The following is a 26,133-nucleotide window of genomic DNA, read 5'->3' as shown; positions in this document are numbered from 1 at the left end:
GGGCCTTACGGTGCGCGGCCGGATCACCGCGGCCACGCCGACGAACGACAGGCTGCACCCCGGATGGCTGGGCACCCGGCACGCCGACAGTGCGGTACTCACAGAAATCCATGATCGGAGTGCTGGCGATCTTGGGCAGGTATGGGAACCTTTGTGCGGGCGATCACTGGTGTGCCGGTCGCGGTACAGCGACTGGAGGGGCTTCGGTGTATCCGGGTGACGGTGTTCGGCTACTACTGACTCGGCTCTGTGATGTGCAGGGCATCACAGAGACGGAGCATGATCATGGCGAGCTTCGGATGGAAGCTGCACGGGGACGGTAAGGAACTGCGGCCGGGCGAGGTCGTGAAACCCGGCGAGCGTCTCACGTGGAGCCGGACGATCGGGCTCGGCGCTCAGCACGTGGTGTCGATGATCGGCGCATGTTTCGTGGCCCCGGTGCTCATGGGGCTGGACCCCAGCCTGGCCCTGATGGCCTCCGGTGTGGCGACGCTGCTCTTCCTGCTGATGACGCGCGGGCGGGTCCCCAGCTACCTGGGTTCCTCCCTGTCGTTCGTCGGTGTGGGCGCGGTGATCGCCGGCCAAGGGGGAGACACCGGGACCTTGACGGGCGCGATGCTCGTGGTGGGCGTCTGCCTGGTCGGCTGCGGTGTCGCCATCCAGATCCTCGGGGCTCGGGTCATCCACGCCGTGCTCCCGCCCACGGTGACCGGTGCGGTCGTCATGCTCATCGGATTCAATCTCGCGCCGGTGACCGCCAGTACCTATTGGCCTCAGGACCAGTGGACGGCCCTCGCCACGATGTTCTTCACCGGCCTCGCCCTCGTCGTGCTGCGCGGTTTCTGGTCGCGCATCGCGATCTTCCTGGGCCTGGTCTTCGGCTACGTGCTGTCCTGGGGCCTCGATCGGACCGCGGGGCAGATCCATTCCGCCAATGGCTCCGGCAAGATCACGGACCACTGGCGCATCGACTTCTCCGGCGTCGCGAAAGCCGACTGGATCGGCCTTCCCGTCTTTCACGCCCCAAATTTCTCAGCCTCCGCGATCCTGGTCGCCCTGCCCGTACTCGTCGCGCTGGTTGCCGAGAACGCTGGACACGTCAAGGCGGTGGGGGAGATGACTGGCGACTCCCTGGACGACAAGATGGGAACGGCCATCGTCGCCGACGGTACGGCCACGGTCCTCTCCACCGCGGTCGGGGGCCCGGCCACCACGACGTACGCCGAGAACATCGGCGTGATGGCAGCGACCCGCGTCTACTCCACCGCGGCCTACTACGCGGCCGCCGGCTTTGCCTTGCTCTTCGGCCTGTGCCCGAAGTTCGGGGCGGTCGTGGCTGCCATCCCCGGAGGTGTGCTGGGCGGCATCACGGTCATCCTGTACGGCATGATCGGCCTGCTCGGCGCACAGATCTGGATCAGGAACAAGGTGGACTTCACCACGCCGCTGAACCTCATTCCCGCCGCCGCGGGCATCATCGTCGCCATCGGCGGGGTCTCGTTGACGATCACCGACGACTTCGAATTGAACGGTATCGCTCTGGGCACCCTCATCGTGCTCACGGGGTATCACGGTCTGCGCTGGCTGTCGCGGGTAGCCGGCCAACCGCAGGGGCCGCTCTTGGATGGTGGAACTGCCGCCTACGGTGATGATGCGGCGAAGCTCGACCGAGGTTGACACAGAAGCCCGCTGCGGCGCTGCCCGGCATGCGTCTGGACGGGGGCATGAGGAGCGGCCACTATGGCGCCCAGGCGCGCCGGAGCCGGCGGAGCCGCGTTCGGGCACCATCCCCCTCCCATGGGAAGGCCACATGCCGACCAGGAGAACAGCCCGTTATCTGATGGGGATCGCGTCGATCCTCGCGCTGCTGGCCACGACCCCGGGGCCGACCGCCACGGCACAACAGCTCACGGCCCAACGGTCCACCGCGCCGCCCGCCGCCACCCCCTTGGCCGACACCTGGCAGCCGCCCCTGTCGACCCGCGGCCGGTACATCGTCGACGCCAAGGGTGACCGCTTCCGGCTGAAGTCGGCCAACTGGGACGGCGCCCAGGGGTCCTGGACGGGAAGTGGAGCCAAGGACGATCCCGCCAACCACCAAGCCGGACAGAACTCCTACGGCATCCCCCTCGGCCTGGACCGTGTCCCGCTGGCCACACTGCTCGCCGACTTCCACCGGCTCGGCATCAACAGCGTCCGGCTGCCGTTCTCCAACGAGATGATCCACGCGAGCGCGTCCGTACCGGACCGCGCCGTCGCGGCCAACCTCGAGCTGCGGGGGAAGACACCACTCCAGGTCTTCGACGCCGTGGTGTCCGCTCTCACCGGCGACGGGTTCGCCGTCATCCTCAACAACCACACCAACACCAGCCGCTGGTGCTGCGGAATCGACGGCAACGAGCGGTGGAACAGCGGCCAGTCCACTCAAGCGTGGACGGACGACTGGGTCTTCATGGCCCGCCGGTACGCCGACGATCCCCGTGTGGTGGGCGCCGATCTGTACAACGAGGTGCGCCGAGATGTGTTCGACGACCCCAACTGGGGGCTCGGCGACGAACACGACTGGTACGCCGCCGCGCAGCGCGCCGCCGACCGCATCCTCACCGAGGGCGACCCCGACCTCCTCATCGTGATCGAGGGCATCAACTGGACGGGACTCCCCGTCGACGGGCTGCCCCATGGGCGTCCCACCCTGGCCCCCGCGCGCACCGTTTCGCACACCCTGGTCGACACCCACAAGCTGGTCTACTCCGCACACTTCTACGGCTACACCGGCCCCCGCCACAGCGGCGCCACCGGGATCGGCGAAACCCATGACCCCCGCTACCAGGACCTGAGCCGTGAGGAGCTGTTCCGCACCCTCACCGATCAGGCGTTTTTCGTCGCCGAGGACACCGGAAAGCACTACACCGCACCCGTGTGGATCAGTGAGTTCGGCATCGGCTCGGGCGAGACGGGCACCGCTCCGCGTGCCTGGTTCGCGAACATCACCGACTACTTCGCCGACCACGACGCCGACTTCGCCTACTGGCCGCTCGTGGGCTGGGAGGGCGGCAGCGACTGGTCGCTGCTGCGCTACGACACCGCGGGCCGCCGCTACGGGATTCTGGACCAGGCGGACTGGCGCGCCACGGCGTGGCAGCGGCTGATGACGGCGCCCGGACGCACCGGGCCGGTCGCCCCCGTCACCAGCTGGCGGATGCTCGACACCGACCACGGCGATCGTGTGCAATCGCGGATCGAGCGGGCTCAGGGCGACTGGGATCCGGGCGCCTACAAGGCCACCTGCCCCGACGGGCTGCGGCTGATCGGCCTCGGCCACACCACCGGGCGCGGACTGTGCACCGATGCCACCGCCGACGATCCGCGCGCGCCCGGCACCGCCCACACGGTGGTAACGGACGCGCGGTATGTGCCCGCCGGTGGCGACTGGGCCTCCGGCTACACCAAGTTCCAGTGCCCTGCGGACACCTTCCTCATCGGCTACAGCCGCCGCGGCGCCCGGGTGTCCGCCGCGCTGTGCGCCCCGGCCCGCGCCCCGCTCGGCACCACGGGGCGCACCGTGTGGTTCGACCGGTCCGACAACCGGCCGGCCGACGCCGCCGGGGGCGACTTCGCCCACGGCGACTACAAGGGCCAGTGCGCGGCCGGCGAATACGCCGCGGGCATCGCCTTCACCACCCGGGTGGGCAGCTCCGGGAGCCCGGACGCGCTGCTGTGCCGCGGTCTGACCTGAGCGATTCCCCCGTCGCGGACTCACCCCGGGCTGCTCCGACCCTTGCCTGAATCTGACGGAACGTCATATCTTGAAGAGGGCGCGCAGCCGTTGTCGTACGACACCCGACCGACACCCGACCGCATCGGATTCAGGAGTTACGGGGTGGAGCCGCACACCACACCCGGGGCCGTACCGAAGGTGCGTGCCCGCGCGGTGACCCGCACCTTCGGGCACGGCACCAGGCAGGTGCACGCTCTGGGACCACTCGACTTGGAGATCGGACACGGGGAGTTCTGCTGCATCGTCGGCCCGTCCGGCTGCGGCAAGTCCACGTTTCTGCGCATCGTCGCCGGACTCGTCCGTCCCAGCGGCGGCGAGGTGGAGATCCGCGCGGGCCGGCGGCATCCGGCCGCGATGATCCCGCAGGATTACGGCATCTACGACTGGAAGAGCGTGCTCGCCAATGTCCGCTTCGGACTCGATGTGCAGCGCGTGCCGCGCAAGACCGCCGACGCACGGGCCCGGGACTGGCTGGACCGGCTCGGCCTCGCCGACTTCGCCGATGCCTACCCGGCCACTTTGTCCGGCGGGATGCGGCAGCGGGTGGCGATCGCCCGCGCGCTCGCGGTGGAGCCGGAGGTGCTGCTCCTGGACGAGCCGTTCGCCGCGCTCGACGCCCAACTGCGCACCATCCTCCAGGACGAACTGCTCGCGGTGTGCCAGGCGACCCGTACCACCGCGCTGTTCGTCACCCACAGCCTGGAGGAGGCCATCGTGCTCGGGGACCGGGTGGTGGTGATGTCGGCCAGACCCGGCCGGGTGATCGCCGAACGGCACCCGCCGTTCGAGCGCCCGCGCACCGGGGCGATGCGCCGCGCCCCGCGGTTCGCCGCGCTCCAGGCCGAGCTGTGGGAGCTGCTGCGCGACGAGGTCCAGCGGACGGGTACCGGCGCCGCCACCCCGGCGGACGCGGCGGGGAAGCCCTCATGAGCCGAGAGAGCGCGGCAGGTTCGACCCGGGCCGCGCAGCCCGCTCGGCGGCCCGGCGGGGCGGACGGGGGGCCGGCCGAAACCGTGCTGGTACGGCGCCCCGGACCCCGGGAGCGCGATCCGGCCCGCGCCCACCGGCGGCGCCGTGGCATCGAGCTCTCCCTCGCCCTCGCCGTACCCGCCGTATTGATCCTGCTGTGGCAACTCGCCGCCGAACGGCACTGGATCGACGCGCGCATCTACCCCGCGCCGTCCACGATCGCGGCGGACGGCTGGCAGCGCGCCGCCGACGGCAAGCTGTGGCCGGACGTCCGGGCCACCCTCACGCGGGTGATCCTCGGCTATGCGGCCGGCACGGCCGCGGGTTACGCCGCCGGACTGGTGATGGGAGCGCTGCGGATGGTCCGGGCAGCGCTGGAACCGCTGCTCGACGCGCTCTACGTGGTGCCCAAACTCGCGCTGCTCCCGGTGTTCCTCAACATGTTCGGCCTCGGCGAGGGCCCGCAGATCGCGCTCGTCGCCACCACCGTGTTCTTCTTCGTGTGGATCTCCACGATGGCCGCCGTGATGGGCGTGGCCGAGGGCTACCGGGAGGCCGGGCGGGTGTTCGGCGCCGGCCCCTGGCAGATGTTCCGCCATGTCCTGCTGCCCGCGTCGCTGCCACAGGTCCTCGTCGGCATGCGGGTCGCGGCCGGAGTGGCGGTACTGGTCATCGTCGCCTCCGAGCAGATCGCCGCGGACGACGGCCTCGGCCACCTGATCTTCGACTCCCGGACGCTGTTCCAGAACGATGTGATGTTCGTCGGCATCGTCTGCGTGGCCGTGGTCGGCGTGGTGTTCTCCGAGGTCGTCCGGTTCATCGGCCGTCGGCTCACCCCCTGGGCGCCGCGCGACCGCGGCCGGCCCCAGTCCTGACCCCCCACCCGAGATCCCGTACGAACCCTCGAACCTGGCCCCCACCGGAACCCGGAGGCGACACCCATGGCACGGATACCCTCCCTCGCCCGCGCCCTGATCGCGGGCGTGACCCTGTTGGGCGTCCTCGGCCCCCTCGCCGCTTGCGACGCGCAGACCTCGGAAACGGCGCGTTCCGGCACCTCGGGCAAGCCCCGCCCGATCACCCCGGTCGCGGGCTGCGCCAAGGGCTGGACCGACCCCTCCGACAGGTCCGCCGACCGTCGCCCCGCCCGCTGCGCGCCCGGCGCGCCCGCGCCGAAGCCCCTGAAGAAGCACACGAAGGTCGTCGTCTCCGCGAGCACCCTGACCGCCGAGTATCTGGCGCCCCTGCGGATCGGTATGGCCAAGGGCGAGTTCCGCGAGGAGAACCTCGATGTGGAGGTCAAGCTGCTCCCCACACCGGATGCGCTTCCCCTGCTGGCCAAGGGCGATGTCGACGTCCAGTACGCGGCGCCGGAGGCCGGTGTGCTCAACGGCATCCGGCAGGGGTTCGACATCCGCTGGGTGGCCGGTAACTTCACCCCCGCGCCCGGCTCCAAGAGCGGATTCTGGGCCCGGCTGACGCAGGGGGAGACGGCGGACGAGGTGAGCCTCAGGAACCGTACGGTCGGCACCCTCATCGGCAAGGGCTCGGTCATCATGTACCCGATGGAGAAGGTGCTCTCCGCACACCGGGCCGATGTGGACAGCGTCCGCTTCCAGCAGCTCGGCCCCACCGAGGTCCTCACCTCGCTGAAGAACGGCGGAGTGGACGCGGCCTGGCTGCTCGACCCGGTGTGGCGCGAGGTGGACGGACACGCGGGCTATGCCTTTCTCGGCGGCCAGCCGCGCGGCGAACCGCTCGGTGGGCTGCTGTTCGGCCCCGATCTGCTGACCAAGGACCCGGACGCGGGCGTGGCGTTCCTGCGCGCCTACATCCGCACTGTCAATACCTACTTCGCCGGGGACTACAAGAAGGACGAGGCGTTTCTCGACGACCTCGGCGAGGCGCTCAAGACCGAGCCGGAGACCCTGGCCGCTGTCCCGTCGCTGCGCATGGACTGGGAGATCCGCCACGGCACGGTGGAGCGCCTTCAGAAGGCGTACGCCGCCGCCGGGGTGACCGAGGGCGATCCGCTGCCCGAGGACGAGGTCGTGGACCGCTCGCTCTACGCGGAGGCGGTCGGCCACCGGCCGTAGGCCCAGGCCGGCGGAGCCCGCACCGGGTGGAGACGGTCGATGTGCCGGGGAGTGCCGGGCCGGTGGCCGCCGCGCTGTTCAGGCCACCATCCGTCCAGGTCGGTGGTGGTGAACTTCCACTGGAACGGGCGGTCCTGTGCCGCGAGCAAGGCCATGACGTATGCGTCACCTGGCCGCTGGGCGCGGCGAGTTGTGCGAGGCAGACGCGCCGAGGATGCTGACTTGTGGCGTGCCACGTGACACGTCGGAGAACCGGGGGAGTCCATGGCTGCTGTGCGGGGGAGCGACGTCCTCGAGGCGTCGCAGGTGCGGATCTACTCCGCCGCCGGTGAGGTGATCGGTGCCGGGTTCCTCGTCGCCACCGATGTGGTGTGCACCTGCGCCCATGTCGTCACCCGGGCACTCGGAGTGCCGCATGCCGCGGAGCAGGCGTCCGGCGAGCCGGTGGACATTGACTTTCCGCTGCTGGAGGACCGTCCCCGGGCCCGGGCGGCCGTGGTGTCCTGGCGGCGCGGCGGGGCGGACGTCGCGCTGCTGCGGCTCGACGCGACAGTCGAGGGCGCCCGGCCAGTGCCGCTTGTCGACGGGACCGGCGTATGGGGGCACACGTTCCGGGCGCTCGGCTACCCGGTCGGCGCCGACCGCGGCGTATGGGCATCGGGCACGCTACGCGCCGGGCAGGGCTCGGGCTGGGTGCAGATGGAGGCGCAGGAGCCGGGGCCGCGCATCTCTAAAGGGTTCAGCGGAGCGCCGGTCTGGGACGACGCGCAGGACGGCGTCATCGGGATGACGGTCGCCGCGCACCAGGGCGCGCGCACCGCGTATCTGTTGCCGTCGGCCGACCTGGTCGACGAACGGACGCTGCGGCCACGCTGTCCGTTCCAGGGACTCGCGGCGTTCACGGAGGACGACGAGGAGTTCTTCCACGGCCGCGACAGCGACACCGCCCGTGTGCACACGGCCGTGCGCAGGCGGCCGGTGACACTGGTGGCGGGGCCCTCGGGGTGCGGGAAGTCGTCCCTCTTACGGGCAGGGGTGCTGCCCCGGCTGCGGGCCGAGGACATGAGCGTGTCCGAGTTGCGGCCCGTGCCCGGGGTGCGGGCCACCGCCGTGCTCGCCCGGGCGCTGATCGGGGTCCTGGAGCCGGGGCTCGGCGAGGTCGAACGGCTCGCCAAGTCCGAGGAGCTGGCAGGGCTCCTGGAGACCGGCGACGATGTGCCCGCCGAGCTGCGTGGCAGGGTCCTCGCCCGCGGGCAAGGCGCCGGGCACGTCCTCTTCGTCGACCAGCTCGAGGAGTACGCGGGCGCCGAACCGGACGCCGCGCGGGGGTTGTTCGGGCTGCTCGCTGCCCTGGCAGGCAAGGACGGCGCGGCCGTGCTGCGGGTCGTCGCCACTGCCCGGCCGGACTCCCTCGACGTGCTGGTGACGGCCGCCACGTCCGACCTCGTCAGCGACGCCGTGCAGTTCCTCGCGCCGCTGGCCGCCGACGACCTGGAGCGGGCGGTGACCGCGCCGGTCGACGCCGTGCCGGGGCTGTGGTTCGAGCCAGGGCTGCCGGAGCGGATCGTTGCGGACGCGGGTGATGAGCCCGGGCGGATGCCGCTGGTCCAGTTCGCCCTGACTCAGCTGTGGGAGCGCCGTACCCGCTCGATGCTCACCCACGCCGCCTACGACGACTTGGGCGGCATCGCTGGCGCCCTCGTCACCTACGCGGACGACGCGCTCGCCGCACTGCCGCAGGCCCAACAGGACTGTGCCCGTCGGCTGTTCGTCCAGCTGGCCCGGCCCGGCGAGGGAAACAGCTTCTCCCGCAGGCCCACCCGCGCCGCCGATCTCGCCCCCGAACTTCTCGGCCTGGCACGGGAGCTGGCTCCTGGCAAGCTCGTCGTTCTCTCCCCTGCACCGGGCGGTGGCGAGCGGGAGGAGATCGTCGACTTGGCGCACGAGGCGCTCACCGCACTGTGGCCGCGCCTGAATCAGTGGCTCGTCGATTCCCGGGACTTCCGCTCCTGGCAGGAACAAATGCGGGCCGACCTGCACCGCTGGCAGGCACAACACCGTGAGCCCGCCCGTCTGCTGAGCGGAACCGACCTGGCCGAGGCCGACACCAGGCTGGCCGAGCACCGAGATGACATGTCCGCCGACGAGCGCGGCTACATCCAGCTCAGTCGCCGACACTCCCGGCGCGCCGCCCGTTTCCGGCAGACCGCTGTCGGGGCGCTGGCGGTCCTCACGGCGCTCGCCGTCGTGCTGGCGCTCACCACGTGGCAGAGCCTCCAGCGCACCGAGGAGCAACTGCGCACCCAGGCCGCGGGCCTGCTCGCCCAAACTGTCGAGGATTATCCCGGCAGCGACCCCGCCACGGCGCTGCAACTCGCCCTGGCCGGGTGGAACACCAAGAAGACCGCTCAGACCCGGCAGGCCCTCCTTGGCCAGTACGCGCGGGGGCAGTACCTGGTGGGCAGTTACCCGTCGGTCTGGCGGGGGCGGGTCACGGGCATGGACGCCACCCCGGATGGGCGCACACTGATCGTGCGGTCGAGGCCTGATGGCGACAGGGAAGCACTGACTGTCGTGACAGGGGCACTCCAAGACAAACCCCGAGCACAGGAGTTGAGGGGCGTTCCAGGAGGGGACCTGGGGACCGCTGTCAGTCCGGACGGCCGCTACTTCGCCGCGACGGGCGGTGGGGGAGTGCGGTTGTGGCGGCTGGGTGGGCCGAAGAACCCCGTCGTTCTGGGCCTTGGTCACCAGGCTGCCGAGAAGGCCGGTGGAATCCTGGACTTCAGCAGTGATGGGAAGCGGCTGCTGCTGATGATGCGCGATGACTCCGCGGAGTGTCTCAAAGACTATGGACAGTGTGCCCGCGGATTCGTCGAAGCGTGGCGGGTACGTTCCGGCACCCAGATTGACGTATCGGACAGGCTCGTGCCCAAGGCACGCGTAACGGAAGCCGCGTTCACCGCGGACGCGGACACCGTGGTGACGATCCATTGGACTGTTAAACAGGGTTATCGATTCGAGGCCAGAGACCTCGCTTCCGGCCGGGTGCGGTATGCCTTTGCCGATCAGCTGGGGAGCGACAGCCCGGAGCTGTGGGCGGGCGGTGAGCTCCTGCACAGGTCGGACGGGGCCACCCCGTACTTCCAAGCACTCGGCCGCACACTAGGACGCAAAACCAAACAACCCGCCCCGGGCGCGCGGGACGCCACTTCACGGTTCGCTGTCGACCGCGGCGCCGACTCATACGATGCAGGGCTTCAGAAGGGGGCGGGCTATGCCGAGCCGACGCTGACCGACTCGCGCACCGGGCGCAGCTACCGCACGCGCATCCCGACTTCGGGCGATGCCCCCGCCGCGTACAAGGGCGTCGCGGCGGCGCCCCGGGCCGAGGGCGGGCTGACCGTCCTCGTGCCGGTCGGCACGGCGCTGATGGCGGTGCGTGCCGAGCCGGCGGGCATGGAACGCTTCGCCGCTGAGCACGAGGACACGTACGCGCTGTCGCCCGACGGACGCTTCGTCGCCCTTGCCACCGGACGGCGCCTCGAAGTCCTCGACGCCTCCCGCACCCGCCACCGGTCGGTGTCCCTGCCACCGCCGCCTGCTGGCGTGCTATGGACACCGACGTGGACGGCAGACTCGAAGCGGATCGTCGTGTGGGGTCATAACGGCAGCCTCCATCGGGCGTACTCCGTTCAGGATCTGCGCGACAGCGTGCCGCTCGACAACGCGGCCCCCACGGCGAAGTCCGTGGGCAGCGTGGCCGCGCTGCAGGGCAGCGAGATCGCGCTGGTGACCGAGGATGGCAAGCTCGCTCGCGTCGATGCCGCAGGCGGGGCCGCACGCACCAAGCCCTTCCGGGTCGACCCCGGGCCGAGTCTCAGCGGCAACGCCGACCACCTGCTGCGCGGCCCGCTCACCGCCCGGCCAGGGCACCCCGGCCAAGTCGCCGTGGCCACCATAGCGGGAGGCCAGCGCGGCGAGATCCTGCTCTGGGACACCCGAAGCCCTCGGCGTATCGCAAGGCTGCGGGGACCAGCCATCAGCATGCCGTGGGGCCGCTTCGACTCGGTGAGCAGCCCGCTCGCCTTCGACGCTGACGGCTCGCACCTCGCCGTCCAGAACTCCGACGGACAGGTGCGCGTGTGGGACGTCGACCGCCCGAAGCAGTCGGCCCGCAGCGTCCCCAGCTCGACCGGCGCCCAACTGGTCGGGTTCGGACCCGGCAACAGCATCGTCACGTACCACTCCGAGAAGAAACTGATCAAGATCCACGCACTGACAGGCGACGACGCCCCCGCCACTCTGGCCGTAGCGGCCGGGGACACCGTCGCCGGAGACGTGGTAGCGGCATTTGTACGTGACCAGCGCCTGACCCTCGACACCGGCGACCTGCGCCAGTCCTTCGACCTGCGCCCCGATGCTCAGTTCCGTGCCCTATGTGCCGCCGCAGGACGCGACTACACCAAAGCCGAGCGCAAGCTGCTGCCGGACGGAACCCCGTCGAATGCGCCCTGCACCTGACAGATCCCTCAGGCATCATGTGCCGCTCGGGCGCACCCCAACTGCCACGATCTTGTAACCGAGTTACTCACGGCCCGATCCCCAGGGCGCCCCTTCTGCACACTTCTGCTCATGACCGGTTCACAGGAGTTCAGCCTCGACGACGGCACGACTGTTCGGTTTCTGATCGCAGGGGAAGGCCAACCCGACCTGGAGGAAGCACACTTCGCGGACGGCATCGGCCCGCTCGTACCCGTGGCCCGGCGTGGGCATGCCGTCGCCGCCGTCGCCGCGGATGTGCTGCGAAGTACGCTCAAGCCGCTCGGCCCCCTGGTCCAGGAGGTGCACGAGGCGGTGAGCGCCGGGCCTACACCGCCCAACGAGGTCGCCGTCACCTTCGGCGTGCAGCTCGGAGAGGACCTGAAGCTGGGCATCGTAAACGGCAGCGGGCAGGCGCATCTGACGGTCACCGCCACCTGGAAGCCCGAGACATGACGGATGCTGAGGCCCATGACTGCTCCACTTCGTTGGCCGAATATGTGTGCCTTACACCTGATGGCCGGTGCGCAATCCGACGACTGATCAACAACTGGGCAACAGTCGTTTGGCAGCGCTGGAGTTGAGGCCGCGCGGAGTGTGAGGGTGGCGCGCATGGCATCTCGATCCACCTCCCACGTCCTCACCGTCGGCGCCGTCTGCCTGGTCCTCGTCCCGCTCACCGGATGCGGTCCTGACGGCGGCGGACCGTCCTCCTCGAAGGGGACGTCGGCCGGGCAGCCCAGCGCGCCCACCGAGAGCCGGGCGCCGTCCCGGGGCAAGGGGTCGAAGGACCCGGACGACCTCAACGGGGACGGCCACCGCGACCTCGTACTGCCCGCCCCGGCCCGGCGCGATCCGGAGAAGACCGGCCGTGACGAGCGGGTCGGGGTGGTCTACGGCTCGGCGAAGGGCCTCGACCCCGCGACGCGCACCGTCCACGGCCGCGGCGACCTGGGCCTGCCCGCCGTGGGGGACACCACTCCCGGCGCCGGGCCCGACCACGTCCCCACGGACGGCGTGGTGACCGCCGATCTGGACGGCGACGGCTTCTCGGACGTCGTGACGACCGTGGAGGGGGAGATGGCCGACGACGGGAACATCAGCGCCGCCCGTAGCGTCCCGCATGTCACCTGGGGCGGACCCGGTGGGCCGGAAAAGGGGGCCGGGGCGACGCCGGTGAAGCTGCCGGAGGGCGCGTCGAAGCTGGGCGTGACCTCCGTGGTGCGCGGCGACTTCGACGGCGACGGCCACCACGACGTCGCGGGGCTCGCCCAGAACCAGTCCTCAGCGGTGGTGCTCTACGGCCCGTTCACCCGCTCCGGCGAGCCGAAGCGCACCGACACCAGCCTGCCGTTCACGGACGGAGAGCTGGCCGCGGACGCCATCGACCCGTCCGGCAAGCCGCGCGCGACCTCCCTGCTGGCCCACGCGGTCAGCGACGGCGAGCAGTCCGGCAACACCCTCTACCCGGCCCGTCGCGGCACCGGCCTGTCCGCCGAGGGGCGGAAGCTGCGGGCCGGGAACGCCCAGGCGTTCGGGGACTTCGACGGCGACGGGAAGCGCGATGTGGCCATCGGGGACGACGGCTCCCGCAACGACGAACCCGGCAACGAGACCGAGCCGTCGGACGTCTCCGGATCGCTGACCGTCTACCCCGGCAGCGGCGGCGCCCCGGTCGACCAGCGGTCGCCGGTGGCGGCCGAGGACCCGGAGGGGTACGAGGGCGCGGGCGGGTACACGGCCGCCGATCCGGACGGCGACGGCCGCGACGGCATCCTGGTCGCCACCTACGCGGGCGCCACGTTCGTCGACGGCGACCGGCGGACCCCGGTGTCGCGCAAGGGCCCCGCGAAGGCCGACGGCCGGAAGGTCCGCGCGAAGGACCGGGCCGCCCGGCCCGTGGGAGCGGCCGACTACGACGGCGACGGCAAGGACGAACTGGTCCTGAACTGGGGGTCCGGCGATTCCACCGGCCCGTACGGCCAGCAGCCCACCCACTGGTGGATCACCGACGGCACCGGCTCCCGGGACAAGACCTCCTTCGCCACGACGGAGTTCGCGAAGGACTAGCCGGATTGGTTCGTGCCCGACTGGTTCAGGCCCTAGGAGTGCGTCGTATCGGGGGCGCGCTCCGCCCGGCCGGGCGCGGGGGCGGCGTCCGGGGCGGCCGCGGCGGAGCCGCGCAGCACCCCGGCCCCGGCCACCAGCCCCAGCGCACCCACCGTGACCAGGCCGAACGAGGCGGTCAGCGACGTCATGTCGGCGATCGAGCCGATCGCCGCCGGGGCGATCAGACCCGAGGTGTACGTGATCGTCGCGACGCCCGCGATCGCCTGGCTCGGGGCCGGGCCGCTGCGCCCGGCGGCGGCGAAGGCGAGGGGGACGACGACCGCGATGCCCAGGCCGATGAGGCCGAATCCGGCGATGGCGGGCACCGGGCCCGTGGCCGTGACCACCAGCACCCCGCCGAGTGTGGCCAGCACGCCGCCCGCCCGTACGGTGCGCACCGGACCGAACCGGCCCACCACCGCGTCACCGGCGAACCGGGCCGCGGCCATCATGCAGGAGAAGGCCGTGGTGCAGGCGGCGGCGACGCCGGGGGAGGAGTCCAGCACCTCGCGCAGATAGACCGCCGACCAGTCCAGGCTGGCGCCCTCGGCGAAGACCGCGCAGAACCCCACCGCGCCGATGACCAGCGCGGAGCGGGGCGGCAGCGCGAAGCGCGGCGGTGGATGCTCCTCGGGGGCGCTGCGCAGGTCGAGGACCCACCGGCAGGCGACGGTGCCCAGCAGGGTGAGCACCGCGGCGGCGATCCCGAGGTGCGCCCGGGCGTCGGTGTCCGCGTGCGCGGCCACCGTGCCCGCCGTCGAGCCGAGCAGCGCTCCCGCGCTCCACATGCCATGCAGCCCGGACATGATCGACCGGCCGAGCCGTTCCTCGATCTCCACGCCGAGGGCGTTCATGGCGACGTCGGCCATCCCGGCGGTCGCCCCGTAGACGAAGAGCGCCCCGCACAGCCACACCAGGCCGGGGGCGAGCGGGGGCAGGACAAGCGCCAGGCACCACAGGGCGATCAGCCCGCGCAGCGCTGCGCGGGCGCCGAAGCGGTGGCTGACGGCTCCGGCCAGCGGCATCGCGCACGAGGCGCCGATGGCGGGAAACGCGAGTGCGATCCCTAGCTGGCCCGCGCCGATGCCCAACTGCTCCTGCACCCAGGGGATACGGGTGGCGAAGTTGCCGGTGACCGCGCCGTGGACCGCGAACACCGTGGCGACGGCGAGGCGGGCACGCCGTACGTCACGCATGGGCGGCTCCGTACCGCCGCTCATCGCGACTCACCCGCGGTTCATTGCCGCTCATCGCTGCTCGTCACTGCTCATGTCCGTACTCTGCGCATGCTCCGCGCTCCGGCTCAAGGCGATTTCAGCACGATCTCTTGTCGTGGTCATGATCCAGTCCTACTCTGACCTCCAATCTCGATTCTGAATTCGGTTCAGATATCTGATTGGAGTGCCCGATGGTTGCGACTCCAGCGGAGCGCGGGAGACCCGCCCGCGCGCTCGTCGCCCTCGCCGCCCTGCTCGCCCTTCTGGCCGCCTTGGTGGCGCCGTCCGCCCATGCCGCCGAACGCGGCCGGGGGCCCGGCCGGGTGCCGGACACGGTGGTGCTCGACGGCTCGAGGCTGGCCCTGACCAAGCTGAAACTGCAGCTCGGGGACCGTGGGCTGAAGCGGACCCTGCGCGACCTGACCACCCAGGCCGACCAGTGGATGACCCAGGGGCCCTGGACCGTCACCGACAAGGACCAGGTGCCGCCGAGCGGCGACAAGCACGACTACTTCAGCCAGGCGCCCTACTGGTGGCCGAGCAAGCCGAAGACCGACGACAATCCGTATGGCTGCCCCTACGTTCAGAAGGATGGCCAGCGGAACCCCGATGTGGACAAGATGACGGACCGCCCCGAAGTCGGGAAGGTCTTCGAGTCCGTCTACGAGCTGTCCCTCGCCTGGTACTACACCGGCAAACGCGGCTACGCCGAGCACGCCGCCGACATCCTGCGCACCTGGTTCATCACCCCGGCGACCCGGATGAACCCCAGCCTCAACCACGCCCAGTTCATCCCGTGCATGTACGACGGCCGCTCCATCGGCATCATCGACTTCTCCCAGGGCTTCACCAGCCTCCTGGACGCCGCCGCCATCCTCGACACCGGCGCCCCGGGCTGGTCGCGGGCCGACCACGCGGGCTTCCGCACCTGGAACAAGCAGTTCCTGGACTGGCTGGTGAACAGCGACTTCGGCAAGGAGGAGGGCGCCGCCGACAACAACCACGGCACCTTCTCCGACATGCAGATCGCCGCCATCGCCGCCGCCGTGGGTGACCGCGAACTTGCCCGTACGGTGCTGCGCGAGGCCCGGACCAAGCGCATCGACACCCAGATCGCGCCCGACGGCAGCCAGCCCCAGGAACTCGCCCGCACCCGCAGCTTCCACTACTCCACGTTCAACCTCGTCGCCTACACCCGGATGGCGGCCGTCGGGCGGCACGTCGGCGTCGACCTGTGGCGCTACACCGGCCCCACCGGCTCGAACCTCTTCAAGGCCGTCGACTTCCTGCTGCCCGCCGCCACCGGGGCGAAGCCGTGGCCGTACCCCGACCTGGAGTTCAAGGCGTACGCCGCCAGCGACATCGTGCACGCGGCAGCCGACGCGGGCGACCGCCGAGCCCGCGCGGCCCTGGCCAAGCTCCAGCCCCCACCGGGCGGCGACCTGTGGTCCCTGCGCCCCGCGGTGGAACAACTGGACAGCATCGCCCAGGGCTGAACGGGCTTTCCCCCACCCCGCCCCTTCCCGAACCCGGAGACAAGCCCCCGGCCCCCCGCCCCGGGAAGGGGCACCCCGCCCCCGCCCAGCCCTTCCGCCGCCCTCCGGGGGCGGCAACCCACCGCCGAGACTCGCGCACAGTGACGCCGCCCCCGCCCGTCCGGCGCGATGCCGTTGCCGCGACGGCCTTGGGTCGAGCCGGGTGGCGCCCGCTGCCAGCGCGACGGCGCCCGGGCGCCTGGCGCTTCCGTCGCCGTACCGTCGCCCTTCGGGGCAGGGCCTCGGTAACCCGCGACGACTGGATGCCCACCGTCGCCGACCGCTGCGGCTCGCGTGACACGGACGCCGATCCCGCCTGTCCGGCGCCACGCCGATCCCGTGATGGCCTCGGGCCGAGCCGGGTAGCGGTGTCTGCCAGCCCGACGGCGCCTGGGCGCCCGGGGCTTCCGTCGCCGTACCGTCGTTCTTCGGGGGCGGCTGCCCACCGCCGTCGGCTGCTGCGGGTTGCGCGTCAGTGGTACGCCCACCTGCGACCTCGGGGCGGTCCTACTCCCGTCGACGGCTCGACGCCCCGTCCGGGGATGTCCTCGCCATCCCTCAGCGCGCCTCCGCGCCCCGACCGCAGGTTCGGGCAGTGGCGCTGCCCGGCCGTGAAGCCGGGGGCCGGGGTGTCCCCGGTTCGGGAAGGGCCGGGGTGGGGAAACGCGGCCGGGTGGGTGAGGGAGGCCACACTTGGGTGGGGTCCCACCTGCGGTGATCGCCGTGGCACACTGGGGCCGTACCAGTGACGTCAGCGCACTCCGGGGTCGGTGAAAATCCGAACCGGCGGTTATAGTCCGCGACCCGTCCGCCGCCAGCGGCCGGTTGACCAGGTGAAATTCCTGGACCGACGGTTAAAGTCCGGATGGGAGGCAGTGCGCGGCGGTAGCGACATCACCGGTGCGCCGTCTTCGCGGCGGCCACGCTCTCGGCGTGGACCGTACGCGGCGATCCCGGCGCCCGGCGGCGGCGTTTCCGCTCGTTGTCGTTTCCGACAGCCCCGGAGTCCGTGCCCGAAGAGGCAGGAGGACCCGGTGGCCCCCGCAGCCGAAGCAGCGGCAACCGCAGCGGCCGAAGACCGTGCGATGCGCCGCGCCGTCGCGCTCGCCGCCCGCGGTCTCGGCCACACCAGCCCCAACCCCGTCGTCGGCTGCGTCATCCTCGACGCCGGGGGGCAGCCGGTCGGCGAAGGCTGGCACCAGCGCGCGGGCGGCCCGCACGCCGAGGTGCACGCCCTGCGCGCGGCGGGGGAGCGGGCCCGCGGCGGCACCGCGCTGGTCACCCTCGAACCCTGCAACCACACCGGCCGCACCGGCCCCTGCGCCCAGGCGCTCATCGACGCCGGGGTCGCCCGGGTCCGTTACGCGGTCGCCGACCCCACCGCCCAGGCGCGCGGCGGCGCCGCGACCCTGGCCGCGGCCAGGGTCGACGTCGCGGCGGGGCCGGTGGCCGACGAGTCGGAGGCGGTCAACGAGGCCTGGCTGACCGCGATGCGCCGCGGCCGCCCGTTCGTGCTGTGGAAGTACGCCGCCACCCTGGACGGCCGCAGCGCGGCGGCCGACGGCACCAGCCGCTGGATCACCTCGTCCGCCGCCCGCGCCGATGTGCACCGGCTGCGCGCCGAGGCGGACGCCGTGGCCGTCGGCTCCGGCACCCTGCGCGCCGACGATCCGCACCTCGCCGTACGCGACCGGGAGGGCGCCACCCAGCCGCTGCGGGTGGCCGTCGACACGAACGCGACCGCGCTGAAGCCGGGCGCCCGCATCCTGGATGACGCCGCGCCGACGCTGGTCGCCGTGGCCGAGGACGCCGACACCGGGCAACTGCCGCCCGGGACGGAGACCGTACGGCTGCCCCGCTCGACAACGGGCCCGGGGCTCGACGTCGCCGCGCTCCTCGCCGCCCTCCACGGCCGCGGCGTCCGCTCCGTCCTGCTGGAGGGCGGGCCCACCCTCGCCGGGGCGTTCCTCGCCGCGGGCGTCGTCGACAAGGTCGTCGGCTATCTCGCCCCCGTCCTGCTCGGCGCGGGCCCCGCCGTCCTCGCCGACGCCGGAATCACCACGATCGCGCAGGCGTTGCGCCTGGATACGGCCGACGTCACCCGGCTCGGCCCCGATCTGTGCATCACCGCCGTCCCCGTCGCACCCACCACCACCCTCGCCGAGGAGAACTGACGTGTTCACCGGAATTGTCGAAGAACTGGGTGAGATCGTCGCCGTCGAGAAGCTGGACGACGCGTCCCGCTTCCAGGTACGCGGCCCCGTCGTCACCGACGGCGCGCGGCACGGCGACTCCATCGCCGTCAACGGCGTCTGTCTCACCGTCGTCGACACCGGGGACGGCCGGTTCAGCGCCGACGTCATGGCCGAAACCCTGGACCGCTCCAGCCTCGGCGCGCTCACCGTCGGCTCCCGCGTCAACCTGGAGCGCCCCATGGCGCTCGGCGGGCGCCTCGGCGGCCATCTCGTCCAGGGCCATGTGGACGGCACCGGCACCGTCGTCGACCGCAAGCCGTCCGAGCACTGGGAGATCGTCACGATCTCGCTGCCCGCCGGACTCGGCCGCTACGTGGTCGAGAAGGGCTCCATCACGGTCGACGGCATCAGCCTGACCGTCGTCGACGCGGGCCCCGACTCCTTCACCGTCAGCCTCATCCCGACGACGCTCGCCCTCACCACCCTCGGGGTCAAGCAGCCGGGCGACCCGGTCAACCTCGAAGTGGACGTCCTCGCCAAGTACGTGGAGCGGCTGCTCTCCCACAAGGACAAGGAAGCGATCGAATGATGTCCCCCGACTGGCTGAGCGCCGAGGCCGGGCAGATATTCGGCCAGCACATCCTGTGGTCCGACGCGATCGGCAACACCATCGGCCTGGCCGCCCTCGCCCTCGGCCGCCGCCGCTCCCTGTGGACCTGGCCCGCCCAGCTCGCCTCCGGCGTCGTCCTGGTCGCCGCCTACGCCTCCGCCCACCTCAGCGGCGGTGTCGGCAAGCAGCTCCTGGTCATCGGCGTCGCCGCCTGGGGCTGGCGGCAGTGGCGGCGCGGCCGCCGCGACGACGGCGGCGCGGTCGCCGTCCGCTTCGCCACCGGCCGTGAGCGCGCGGCGCTCCTCACCGGCCTGGCGGTCGGCACGCTCGCCGTCGGCGCCCTGTTCACGGCGGTCCCCGAACTGTCCTGGAACCCCTGGCCCGACGCCTACATCTTCGTCGGCACCCTCGCCGCAATGGTCGCCCAGGCCCGCGGCCTGATCGAGTTCTGGTTCGCGTGGATGCTGGTCGACGTGGTCGGCGTCCCGCTCGCCTTCAGTAGCGGACTGGCCTTCTCCGGCCTCGTCTACGTCATCTACTTCGCACTCGTCCTGTGGGGCGCGCGCGACTGGTGGCTGCGCTCCCGCACCGAGAACACCGGGACGTCCCCGAACACCCGGACGTCACCGGAACCCCGGACGGCCCCGAGCGCGACCACACCCGCAATGGAAGGAGTGTCAGTGTCATGAGCGAGTCCTACCCGACGACGCAGCCGCGACCGGCAGCCGAGGACCACGCCGACGACGGCCCCGCGGGCGCGTGGCCGCCCGACGAGCTGGCGCTGAACACCATCGAGCGGGCGATCGCCGACATCGCGGCGGGCCGCCCCGTCGTGGTCGTGGACGACGAGGACCGGGAGAACGAGGGCGACCTCGTCGCCGCCGCCGAGACGATCACCCCGGAGATCGTCGCCTTCATGATGAACGAGTGCCGCGGACTGATCTGCGCCCCCATGGAAGAGGCCGACCTCGACCGGCTGCGGCTCCCGCAGATGGTCGCGGAGAACACCGAGTCCATGCGGACCGCCTTCACCGTGACCGTCGACGCCACCGCCGAACACGGCGTCAGCACCGGCATCTCCGCCGCCGACCGGGCCACCACGCTGCGCCTGCTGGCCGACCCGGACATCACCCCCGGCGACTTCGTGCGCCCCGGCCACATCTTCCCGCTGCGCGCCCGCCCCGGCGGAGTGCTCGCCCGCGACGGCCACACCGAGGCCGGGGTCGACCTCGCCCGGCTGGCCGGACTGCGCCCGGCGGCCGTGATCTGCGAGATCGCGGGGGAGGACGGCGTGATGCTGCGCCTGCCCGACCTGGTCACATTCGCCCACAAGCACGACCTCGCGATCATTTCCATCGCCGACCTGATCACGTACCGCAGGGCCGCCGAGCCCGCCGTGCGGCGCGAGGCCACCACCCGGCTGCCCACCGCCTTCGGCGACTTCCAGGCGTACGGCTACCGCGCGACCGCCGACGGCGTCGAGCACATCGCGCTCGTCCAGGGCGACATCGGCGACGGCGAGGACGTGCTGGTCCGCGTCCACTCCGAATGCCTGACCGGCGACGTCTTCCACTCGCTGCGCTGCGACTGCGGACCCCAGCTGCATGCCGCCCTGGAGCGGGTGACCGCCGAGGGCCGCGGCGTGGTGCTGTATCTGCGCGGCCACGAGGGACGCGGCATCGGGCTGGTGTCCAAGCTGCGCGCCTACCAGCTCCAGGAGCTGGGCCGGGACACCCTGGACGCCAACCTGGAGCTGGGCCTGCCCGCCGACGCGCGCGACTACGCGGCGGGCGCCGAGATCCTGGCCGACCTGGGCGTGCGCTCCCTGCGGCTGATGACCAACAACCCCGAGAAGACCACCGCCCTGGTCCGCCACGGGCTGCGGGTCAGCGGCCGGGAGCCGATGCCGGTCCAGGCCGGGGAGCACAATCTGCGCTATCTGCGCACCAAGCGGGACCGGATGGGGCACGACCTGCCCTGGCTGGAGGGCGACCGCCGGGCGGAGAGCCCGGAGCCCGTGTCCGCCTGCGGCAACCAGTAGAACCACCTGCCAGTAGAACCACCCGTACGTACGAAAGAACTGAGGAGTGACGTGAGCGGTAAGGGTGCCCCCGAACTGTCCGTGGAGAACTGCGGGGACCTGCGTGTGGCCGTCATCGCCGCGCAGTGGCACGAGCAGGTGATGGACGGTCTGGTCGCCGGCGCCCGGCGGGCCCTCGGCGAGCTGGGCATCGCCGAACCGGCCGTGCTGCGGGTGCCCGGCAGCTTCGAACTGCCGGTCGTCGCCAAGGTCCTCGCGGACCGCGGCTACGACGCGGTCGTGGCGCTGGGCGTCGTCATCCGGGGCGGCACGCCCCACTTCGACTACGTGTGCCAGGGCGTCACCCAGGGCCTCACCCAGGTCAGCGTGGACACCGGCGTGCCCATCGGCTTCGGCGTGCTGACCTGCGACACCGAGGAGCAGGCGCTGGACCGGGCCGGGATCGCCGGTTCCAGCGAGGACAAGGGACATGAGGCGGTCACCGCCGCCGTCGCCACCGCCGTCACCCTGCGGTCCGTTGCGTAGACCTGCGCGAAGTCGAGCCGTCCGACCCAAGTAGGATGGCGCACACCATGTCCAAGAAGACGTTCGAGGAGCTCTTCGCCGAGCTCCAGCAGAAGGCCGCGACGGCCGACCCCGCCACTTCCCGTACCGCCGAGCTGCTCCAGTCCGGCGTGCACGCGATCGGCAAGAAGGTCGTCGAGGAGGCCGCCGAGGTGTGGATGGCCGCCGAGTACGAGAGCGACGCGGCGGCCGCCGAGGAGATCTCGCAGCTCCTCTACCACCTCCAGGTGATGATGGTCGCCAAGGGTCTGACCCTCGACGACGTCTACGCCCACCTCTGAACCACCCCCGTTCACCACCCACCCCTCGTACGAAGGAATCACCCCTCATGCTGCGCATCGCCGTCCCCAACAAGGGTTCACTGTCCGAGCCTGCGTCGGCGATGCTCCATGAGGCGGGCTACCGGCAGCGCAAGGACCGCAGGGAACTCGTCCTCGTCGACTCCGACAACGACGTCGAGTTCTTCTTCCTGCGCCCCCGCGACATCGCCGTGTACGTCGGCTCCGGCCGCCTCGACATCGGCATCACCGGCCGTGACCTGCTGCTCGACTCCGGCTCCCAGGCCGAGGAGATCCTGCAGCTCGGCTTCGCCGGGTCCACCTTCCGCTACGCCACCCGGCCCGGCACGGCCACCGATGTGAGCGAGTTCGGCGGGATGACCGTCGCCACCTCCTTCTCCGGCCTGGTCACCAAGCACCTCGCCGACCACGGGGTGGACGCCGCCGTCGTCCACCTGGACGGCGCGGTGGAGACCGCCATCCAGCTCGGCGTCGCCGAGATCATCGCGGATGTCGTGGAGACCGGCACCACCCTGCGCAACGCCGGTCTGGACATCATCGGCGAACCGATCCTGGAGTCGGAGGCGGTCGTGATCCGCCGCACCGGCGCGCCCACCGACGACCCCAAGGTGCGCCAGTTCCTCCGGCGGATGCAGGGCGTCCTGGTGGCCCGGCGCTACGTGATGATGGACTACGACATCCGCGTCGAGCAGGTCGAGCGGGCCGTGGCGCTCACCCCCGGCCTGGAATCGCCCACCGTCTCCCCGCTGCACCACGAGGGCTGGGTCGCGGTCCGCTCGATGGTCCCCTCCAAGGACGCCCAGCGGGTCATGGACGAGCTGTACGAGCTCGGGGCGCGGGCGATCCTCACCACGGGCATCCACGCCTGTCGCCTCTGAGCCCCGGCCCCCTGTTCACCCCCTCCCTCTCACGAGAGACCCATCACACGTGTCCGCCGTCGCCCAGCCGCCCGCCCTCCCGGTCACCTTCCGGCCGACCGTCACCCGGATCGTCCTGCTGACCACCGGCGCGGCCCTCGTCGTTGCCCTCACCACGATCGCGCTGCTCCTGGAGAACCTGTCCCCGGGCGAGCAGCTCAGCTTCGTCGTCACCGGGCTGCTGTTCTTCGCGGGTCTCGCGCTGTTCAGCCGCCCCAAGGTGGTGGCCGACGAGGCCGGGGTGACGGTGGTCAACCTCATCTCCAGCCGCAAGCTGGCGTGGGCCGAGGTGCTGCGGGTCAATCTGCGGCCCGGTGACGCCTGGGTCCACCTGGATCTCGCCGACGGCACCAGCCTGCCCGCGATGGGCATCCAGCTGGGCATCGCGAAGACGCGGGCGATCAATGACGCCCGCGCCCTGCGCGCCCTCGCCGAACACCACGGCATGGGCGGCGGCACGTCCTGACCCCGGGGCCTGCCCCTAAGGGCCCATCCTTGTTTACTCTGTTGCCGGGGCCGAACGATGCCCCACCCCGCCTCGACCTGTCCGCGCACCGCGCGCAGCCGGCGGGCCCACCTGCGACCCAAGGAGTGACTCCCTCCAGAGATGGACGGATCGTCCTGTAGTACCTGCGCCGCCGCCGACCCCGAGGCGGCGGCATGAGCGTCACCCTGTCTCTCCTGCTGCTCGCCGCGGCACTCGTCCTCATCCTCGCCAACGGCTTCTTCGTGGCCGCCGAATTCGGCCTGGTCACGGTCGAGCGGCCGGACGCGGAGCGGGCCGCCGAAGAAGGCGACCGGCGCGCCCGTACCGTCGTCGAGGCGCTGCGCGAGCTGTCCTTCCAGCTCTCCGGCACCCAGCTCGGCATCACCATCACCTCCCTGGTCGTCGGCATGCTCGCCGAGCCCGCGCTCGGCCATCTGCTGACCGTGCCGCTGTCCGCGGTGGGGCTGCCGGACGGCGCCGTCTCCGGCGTCGCCGTCGTCCTCGGCATGCTGGTGGCGTCCGCCGTGCAGATGGTGATCGGCGAACTCGTGCCCAAGAACTGGGCGGTCTCCCGGCCGCTCCAGGTCGCCCGCTTCGTCGCGGGGCCGCAGTCCGCCTTCGCCCACTTCTTCCGGCCCGTCATCGCCCTGCTCAACACGGTCGCCAACCGGCTGGTGCGGACGCTGGGCGTCGAACCCACCGAGGAGCTGGCGTCCGCCCGTACCCCCGGCGAGCTGGTCTCGCTGGCCCGCCACTCGGCGCTGGCCGGGGCGATCGAGCAGGACACCGCCGATCTCTTCGTCCGCACCCTCTCGCTCGGCGACCTCACCGCACAGCATGTGATGACGCCACGGGTGCGGGTCAGCGCGCTCCAGTCCACGGCGACCGCCGTGGATGTGCTCAACCTCACCCGGGCCACCGGACTCTCCCGGTTCCCCGTCTACCGCGACCGCCTGGACGAGGTCATCGGCATGGTCCACCTCAAGGACGCCCTCGCGGTGCCCTCGGCGGAGCGGCTGCGCACCCCCGTCGGGTCCATCGCCCAGCCCCCGGTGCTCGTCCCCGAGACGCTGCCCGTCCAGCCGCTGCTGGAGCGGCTGCGCAACGAGCAGCCGATAGCCGTGGTCGTCGACGAATACGGCGGCACGGCCGGTGTCGTCACCCTGGAGGACATCGTCGAGGAACTGGTCGGCGAGGTCCGCGACGAACACGACGACGAGGCCGCCGACACGCCCGACCTGGCCCAGACCGTCACCGAGGACGGCCGGACCGCCTGGGACGCCGACGGGGCCTGCCGCGTCGACATCCTGCGCCGGATCGGTCTCGACGTGCCCGACGGGCCGTACGAGACGGTCGCCGGTCTGGTCGCCGATCTGCTCGCCCGGATTCCCGCCCCCGGGGACACCGCCGAGCTGCCCGGCTGGAAGCTGGCCGTCCGGCAGGTCGGCCACCACCGGGCGGAGCGGGTACGGATCGTCAGGACCGGAGCGGGTACGAGTGCCGCAGCCGGTTCCGCGACCGGTGCCGGGACCGCCGCCGCTGCCCCGACGACCGCCGCCCCCGCCGCTACGACTGCTGCCGCTGCCGCTACCACTGCCGCCCCCGCTCCTACGACTGGCGCTGTTGCCGAGAAGGAAACTGAGCGATGAGCCTCGTCCAACTCCTCTTCGCCGTTCTTCTGGTCCTCGCCAACGGGTTCTTCGTCGGGGCCGAGTTCGCCCTGGTCTCGGTACGCCGCAGCCAGATCGAGCCGCGGGCGGCCGAGGGCTCGGCGCGGGCCCGTACGGTGCTCACCGGGCTGGAGACCCTGCCGCAGATGATGGCCGCCGCGCAGTTCGGCATCACCATCTGCTCGCTGACCCTCGGCGCGGTCGCCGAGCCGACCGTCGCCCAGCTGCTGGAGCCGGTCTTCCACGCCGTGCGTCTGCCCGAGGGGCTCGTCCATCCGCTCGGTTACGCCATCGCGCTCGCCGTCGTCGTCTGCCTGCATCTGGTGATCGGCGAGATGGTGCCGAAGAACCTGGCCATGGCGGCGCCCGAGAAGACCGCGCTGTGGCTCGCCCCCGGCCTCGTCGGCTTCGCCCGGCTGTGCCGTCCGGTCACCGTGATGCTGGGCGCCTGCTCCCGGCTGGTGCTGCGGCTCTTCCGGGTCGAGCCCAAGGACGAGGTCGAGGCCGTCTTCACGAGCGAGCAGCTGACCCATCTGGTCGAGGACTCCCGGCAGGCCGGACTCCTCGGCGACGGGGAGCACGAGCGGCTCTCCGACGCCCTGGAGCTGGGCAGCCGCCCGGTCACCGACGTGCTCCTCGACCCGGCGGGCCTGGTCACCGTCGACCCCTCGGTCACGCCCCGGCAGATCGAGGAGCTGACGGTGCGGACCGGCTACTCGCGCTTCCCGGTGTGCGGGGTGGGTGGCGCCTTCATGGGCTACGTGCACGTGAAGGACGTCCTGGACCTGGAGGCCCCCGAACGGGCCGTCCCCCAGCGGGTCTGGCACCCCATCGAGACCCTGCGCGCCGAACTGCCGCTGGACGACACGCTCAGCGCGATGCGGCGGGCGGCCTCGCATCTGGCGGCCGTGGCCGACGCGTCCGGCAAGGTGCTCGGGCTCGTCGCGCTGGAGGACGTGCTGGAGATGCTGGTGGGCGAGGTCCGCGACCCGGCCCACCGGGACAACGGGCGCGGCCGCACGGCCGAACCGCGCGGCGGAACACCGGTCCAGGCCCCGGCCCCGGTCGCGGCGCCGGAGGAGCCCGCGATGGTCTCCCGGTAGA

Annotated in this window: 21 protein-coding genes and 1 riboswitch; of the genes, 19 read left to right on the top strand and 2 right to left on the bottom strand. The window is 71.8% G+C overall.

Features of this window, described 5'->3' with window-relative positions:
- The first annotated feature begins 285 nt into the window (after positions 1–285).
- From ABZ370_RS19840 to ABZ370_RS19820, 5 genes are all read left to right on the top strand, one after another.
- The gene (locus tag ABZ370_RS19840; protein WP_358622361.1) at positions 286–1,677 is read left to right on the top strand and encodes a solute carrier family 23 protein; all 1,392 of its coding nucleotides are present in this window, start codon (positions 286–288) and stop codon (positions 1,675–1,677) included.
- A 133-nt stretch (positions 1,678–1,810) separates the two neighbouring features.
- A complete protein-coding gene (locus ABZ370_RS19835) occupies positions 1,811–3,736 on the top strand; it encodes a cellulase family glycosylhydrolase (protein WP_358622358.1) in 1,926 nt (641 codons plus the stop codon).
- A gap of 144 nt (positions 3,737–3,880) precedes the next feature.
- Complete coding sequence (locus ABZ370_RS19830; RefSeq protein ID WP_358622356.1) at positions 3,881–4,708, top strand: ABC transporter ATP-binding protein; 828 nt, start codon at positions 3,881–3,883, stop codon at positions 4,706–4,708.
- The gene (locus tag ABZ370_RS19825; RefSeq protein WP_358622353.1) at positions 4,705–5,622 is read left to right on the top strand and encodes an ABC transporter permease; all 918 of its coding nucleotides are present in this window, start codon (positions 4,705–4,707) and stop codon (positions 5,620–5,622) included. The genes ABZ370_RS19830 and ABZ370_RS19825 overlap by 4 nt, the downstream gene beginning before the upstream one ends.
- Before the next feature lie 66 nt (positions 5,623–5,688).
- Positions 5,689–6,843 (top strand): ABC transporter substrate-binding protein, encoded by a 1,155-nt coding sequence (locus ABZ370_RS19820; RefSeq protein WP_358622351.1) that lies wholly within the window; start codon positions 5,689–5,691, stop codon positions 6,841–6,843.
- Here the strand turns inward: ABZ370_RS19820 and ABZ370_RS19815 are convergent.
- A complete protein-coding gene (locus ABZ370_RS19815) occupies positions 6,813–6,998 on the bottom strand; it encodes a hypothetical protein (RefSeq protein WP_358622348.1) in 186 nt (61 codons plus the stop codon). The genes ABZ370_RS19820 and ABZ370_RS19815 overlap by 31 nt on opposite strands.
- A 109-nt stretch (positions 6,999–7,107) precedes the next feature.
- Here ABZ370_RS19815 and ABZ370_RS19810 point away from each other — a divergent pair, with 109 nt between their 5' ends.
- The 3 genes from ABZ370_RS19810 (at position 7,108) to ABZ370_RS19800 (ending at position 13,455) form a co-directional block, all read left to right on the top strand.
- On the top strand, positions 7,108–11,367 hold the full coding sequence (locus ABZ370_RS19810) for a trypsin-like peptidase domain-containing protein (protein ID WP_358622346.1): 4,260 nt from the start codon (positions 7,108–7,110) through the stop codon (positions 11,365–11,367).
- A 111-nt stretch (positions 11,368–11,478) separates the two neighbouring features.
- On the top strand, positions 11,479–11,841 hold the full coding sequence (locus ABZ370_RS19805) for a CU044_2847 family protein (RefSeq protein ID WP_358622343.1): 363 nt from the start codon (positions 11,479–11,481) through the stop codon (positions 11,839–11,841).
- A 156-nt stretch (positions 11,842–11,997) separates the two neighbouring features.
- A complete protein-coding gene (locus ABZ370_RS19800; protein WP_358622341.1) occupies positions 11,998–13,455 on the top strand; it encodes a VCBS repeat-containing protein in 1,458 nt (485 codons plus the stop codon).
- Positions 13,456–13,487: 32 nt separating this feature from the next.
- Here the strand turns inward: ABZ370_RS19800 and ABZ370_RS19795 are convergent, their stop codons facing one another.
- Positions 13,488–14,690 carry an MFS transporter gene (locus ABZ370_RS19795; RefSeq protein WP_358622338.1) on the bottom strand — a complete coding sequence of 401 codons (1,203 nt, stop codon included), beginning with the start codon at positions 14,688–14,690 and terminating at the stop codon, positions 13,488–13,490.
- Between the two features lie 212 nt (positions 14,691–14,902).
- Between ABZ370_RS19795 and ABZ370_RS19790 the strand changes: the two genes are divergently transcribed.
- The 11 genes from ABZ370_RS19790 (at position 14,903) to ABZ370_RS19740 (ending at position 26,132) form a co-directional block, all read left to right on the top strand.
- Entirely contained in the window at positions 14,903–16,207 is a 1,305-nt protein-coding gene (locus tag ABZ370_RS19790) for an alginate lyase family protein (RefSeq protein WP_358622336.1), read from the top strand.
- A gap of 791 nt (positions 16,208–16,998) precedes the next feature.
- Positions 16,999–17,129, top strand: a riboswitch (FMN riboswitch).
- Between the two features lie 202 nt (positions 17,130–17,331).
- On the top strand, positions 17,332–18,420 hold the full coding sequence (gene ribD / locus ABZ370_RS19785; protein ID WP_358622838.1) for a bifunctional diaminohydroxyphosphoribosylaminopyrimidine deaminase/5-amino-6-(5-phosphoribosylamino)uracil reductase RibD: 1,089 nt from the start codon (positions 17,332–17,334) through the stop codon (positions 18,418–18,420).
- A 1-nt stretch (position 18,421) separates the two neighbouring features.
- Positions 18,422–19,030 (top strand): riboflavin synthase, encoded by a 609-nt coding sequence (locus ABZ370_RS19780; RefSeq protein ID WP_358622333.1) that lies wholly within the window; start codon positions 18,422–18,424, stop codon positions 19,028–19,030.
- Positions 19,027–19,740, top strand: coding sequence for a nicotinamide mononucleotide transporter family protein (locus ABZ370_RS19775; protein ID WP_358622331.1), 714 nt, complete (start codon positions 19,027–19,029; stop codon positions 19,738–19,740). The genes ABZ370_RS19780 and ABZ370_RS19775 overlap by 4 nt, the downstream gene beginning before the upstream one ends.
- On the top strand, positions 19,737–21,092 hold the full coding sequence (locus ABZ370_RS19770; protein WP_358622329.1) for a bifunctional 3,4-dihydroxy-2-butanone-4-phosphate synthase/GTP cyclohydrolase II: 1,356 nt from the start codon (positions 19,737–19,739) through the stop codon (positions 21,090–21,092). Before ABZ370_RS19775 ends, ABZ370_RS19770 begins: the two co-directional genes overlap by 4 nt.
- Before the next feature lie 51 nt (positions 21,093–21,143).
- Positions 21,144–21,617 carry a 6,7-dimethyl-8-ribityllumazine synthase gene (gene ribH / locus ABZ370_RS19765; RefSeq protein ID WP_358622327.1) on the top strand — a complete coding sequence of 158 codons (474 nt, stop codon included), beginning with the start codon at positions 21,144–21,146 and terminating at the stop codon, positions 21,615–21,617.
- Between the two features lie 35 nt (positions 21,618–21,652).
- Positions 21,653–21,937: a phosphoribosyl-ATP diphosphatase gene (locus tag ABZ370_RS19760; RefSeq protein ID WP_009713585.1), complete on the top strand. Its 285-nt coding sequence runs from the start codon at positions 21,653–21,655 to the stop codon at positions 21,935–21,937.
- 47 nt (positions 21,938–21,984) lie between these two features.
- Positions 21,985–22,833: an ATP phosphoribosyltransferase gene (gene hisG / locus ABZ370_RS19755; RefSeq protein WP_009713584.1), complete on the top strand. Its 849-nt coding sequence runs from the start codon at positions 21,985–21,987 to the stop codon at positions 22,831–22,833.
- A 49-nt stretch (positions 22,834–22,882) separates the two neighbouring features.
- Positions 22,883–23,338 carry a PH domain-containing protein gene (locus tag ABZ370_RS19750; RefSeq protein ID WP_358622324.1) on the top strand — a complete coding sequence of 152 codons (456 nt, stop codon included), beginning with the start codon at positions 22,883–22,885 and terminating at the stop codon, positions 23,336–23,338.
- Positions 23,339–23,532: 194 nt separating this feature from the next.
- On the top strand, positions 23,533–25,008 hold the full coding sequence (locus ABZ370_RS19745) for a hemolysin family protein (protein ID WP_358622321.1): 1,476 nt from the start codon (positions 23,533–23,535) through the stop codon (positions 25,006–25,008).
- Positions 25,005–26,132 (top strand): hemolysin family protein, encoded by a 1,128-nt coding sequence (locus ABZ370_RS19740; RefSeq protein ID WP_358622320.1) that lies wholly within the window; start codon positions 25,005–25,007, stop codon positions 26,130–26,132. The genes ABZ370_RS19745 and ABZ370_RS19740 overlap by 4 nt, the downstream gene beginning before the upstream one ends.
- Position 26,133: the final 1 nt, after the last annotated feature.

Origin of the sequence: Streptomyces sp. NPDC005962 (assembly GCF_040629205.1) — a bacterium.
In the GTDB taxonomy this organism is placed as follows: Bacteria; Actinomycetota; Actinomycetes; order Streptomycetales; family Streptomycetaceae; genus Streptomyces.
Note: the sequence above shows the minus strand (reverse complement) of the source record. Positions and strands in the feature narration are given on the sequence as shown.

What these genes read in the sequence shown, in the direction of transcription:
- ABZ370_RS19760 (WP_009713585.1), top strand. Translation starts at nt 21,653, where the DNA reads ATGGCGCACACCATGTCCAAGAAGACGTTCGAGGAGCTCTTCGCCGAG.
- ABZ370_RS19820 (WP_358622351.1), top strand. Translation starts at nt 5,689, where the DNA reads ATGGCACGGATACCCTCCCTCGCCCGCGCCCTGATCGCGGGCGTGACC.
- ABZ370_RS19795 (WP_358622338.1), bottom strand. Translation starts at nt 14,690, where the DNA reads ATGCGTGACGTACGGCGTGCCCGCCTCGCCGTCGCCACGGTGTTCGCG.
- hisG (WP_009713584.1), top strand. Translation starts at nt 21,985, where the DNA reads ATGCTGCGCATCGCCGTCCCCAACAAGGGTTCACTGTCCGAGCCTGCG.
- ABZ370_RS19775 (WP_358622331.1), top strand. Translation starts at nt 19,027, where the DNA reads ATGATGTCCCCCGACTGGCTGAGCGCCGAGGCCGGGCAGATATTCGGC.
- ABZ370_RS19790 (WP_358622336.1), top strand. Translation starts at nt 14,903, where the DNA reads ATGGTTGCGACTCCAGCGGAGCGCGGGAGACCCGCCCGCGCGCTCGTC.
- ABZ370_RS19805 (WP_358622343.1), top strand. Translation starts at nt 11,479, where the DNA reads ATGACCGGTTCACAGGAGTTCAGCCTCGACGACGGCACGACTGTTCGG.
- ribD (WP_358622838.1), top strand. Translation starts at nt 17,332, where the DNA reads ATGCGCCGCGCCGTCGCGCTCGCCGCCCGCGGTCTCGGCCACACCAGC.
- ABZ370_RS19800 (WP_358622341.1), top strand. Translation starts at nt 11,998, where the DNA reads ATGGCATCTCGATCCACCTCCCACGTCCTCACCGTCGGCGCCGTCTGC.
- ABZ370_RS19770 (WP_358622329.1), top strand. Translation starts at nt 19,737, where the DNA reads ATGAGCGAGTCCTACCCGACGACGCAGCCGCGACCGGCAGCCGAGGAC.
- ABZ370_RS19810 (WP_358622346.1), top strand. Translation starts at nt 7,108, where the DNA reads ATGGCTGCTGTGCGGGGGAGCGACGTCCTCGAGGCGTCGCAGGTGCGG.
- ABZ370_RS19740 (WP_358622320.1), top strand. Translation starts at nt 25,005, where the DNA reads ATGAGCCTCGTCCAACTCCTCTTCGCCGTTCTTCTGGTCCTCGCCAAC.
- ABZ370_RS19825 (WP_358622353.1), top strand. Translation starts at nt 4,705, where the DNA reads ATGAGCCGAGAGAGCGCGGCAGGTTCGACCCGGGCCGCGCAGCCCGCT.
- ABZ370_RS19745 (WP_358622321.1), top strand. Translation starts at nt 23,533, where the DNA reads ATGAGCGTCACCCTGTCTCTCCTGCTGCTCGCCGCGGCACTCGTCCTC.
- ABZ370_RS19835 (WP_358622358.1), top strand. Translation starts at nt 1,811, where the DNA reads ATGCCGACCAGGAGAACAGCCCGTTATCTGATGGGGATCGCGTCGATC.
- ABZ370_RS19840 (WP_358622361.1), top strand. Translation starts at nt 286, where the DNA reads ATGGCGAGCTTCGGATGGAAGCTGCACGGGGACGGTAAGGAACTGCGG.
- ABZ370_RS19815 (WP_358622348.1), bottom strand. Translation starts at nt 6,998, where the DNA reads ATGGCCTTGCTCGCGGCACAGGACCGCCCGTTCCAGTGGAAGTTCACC.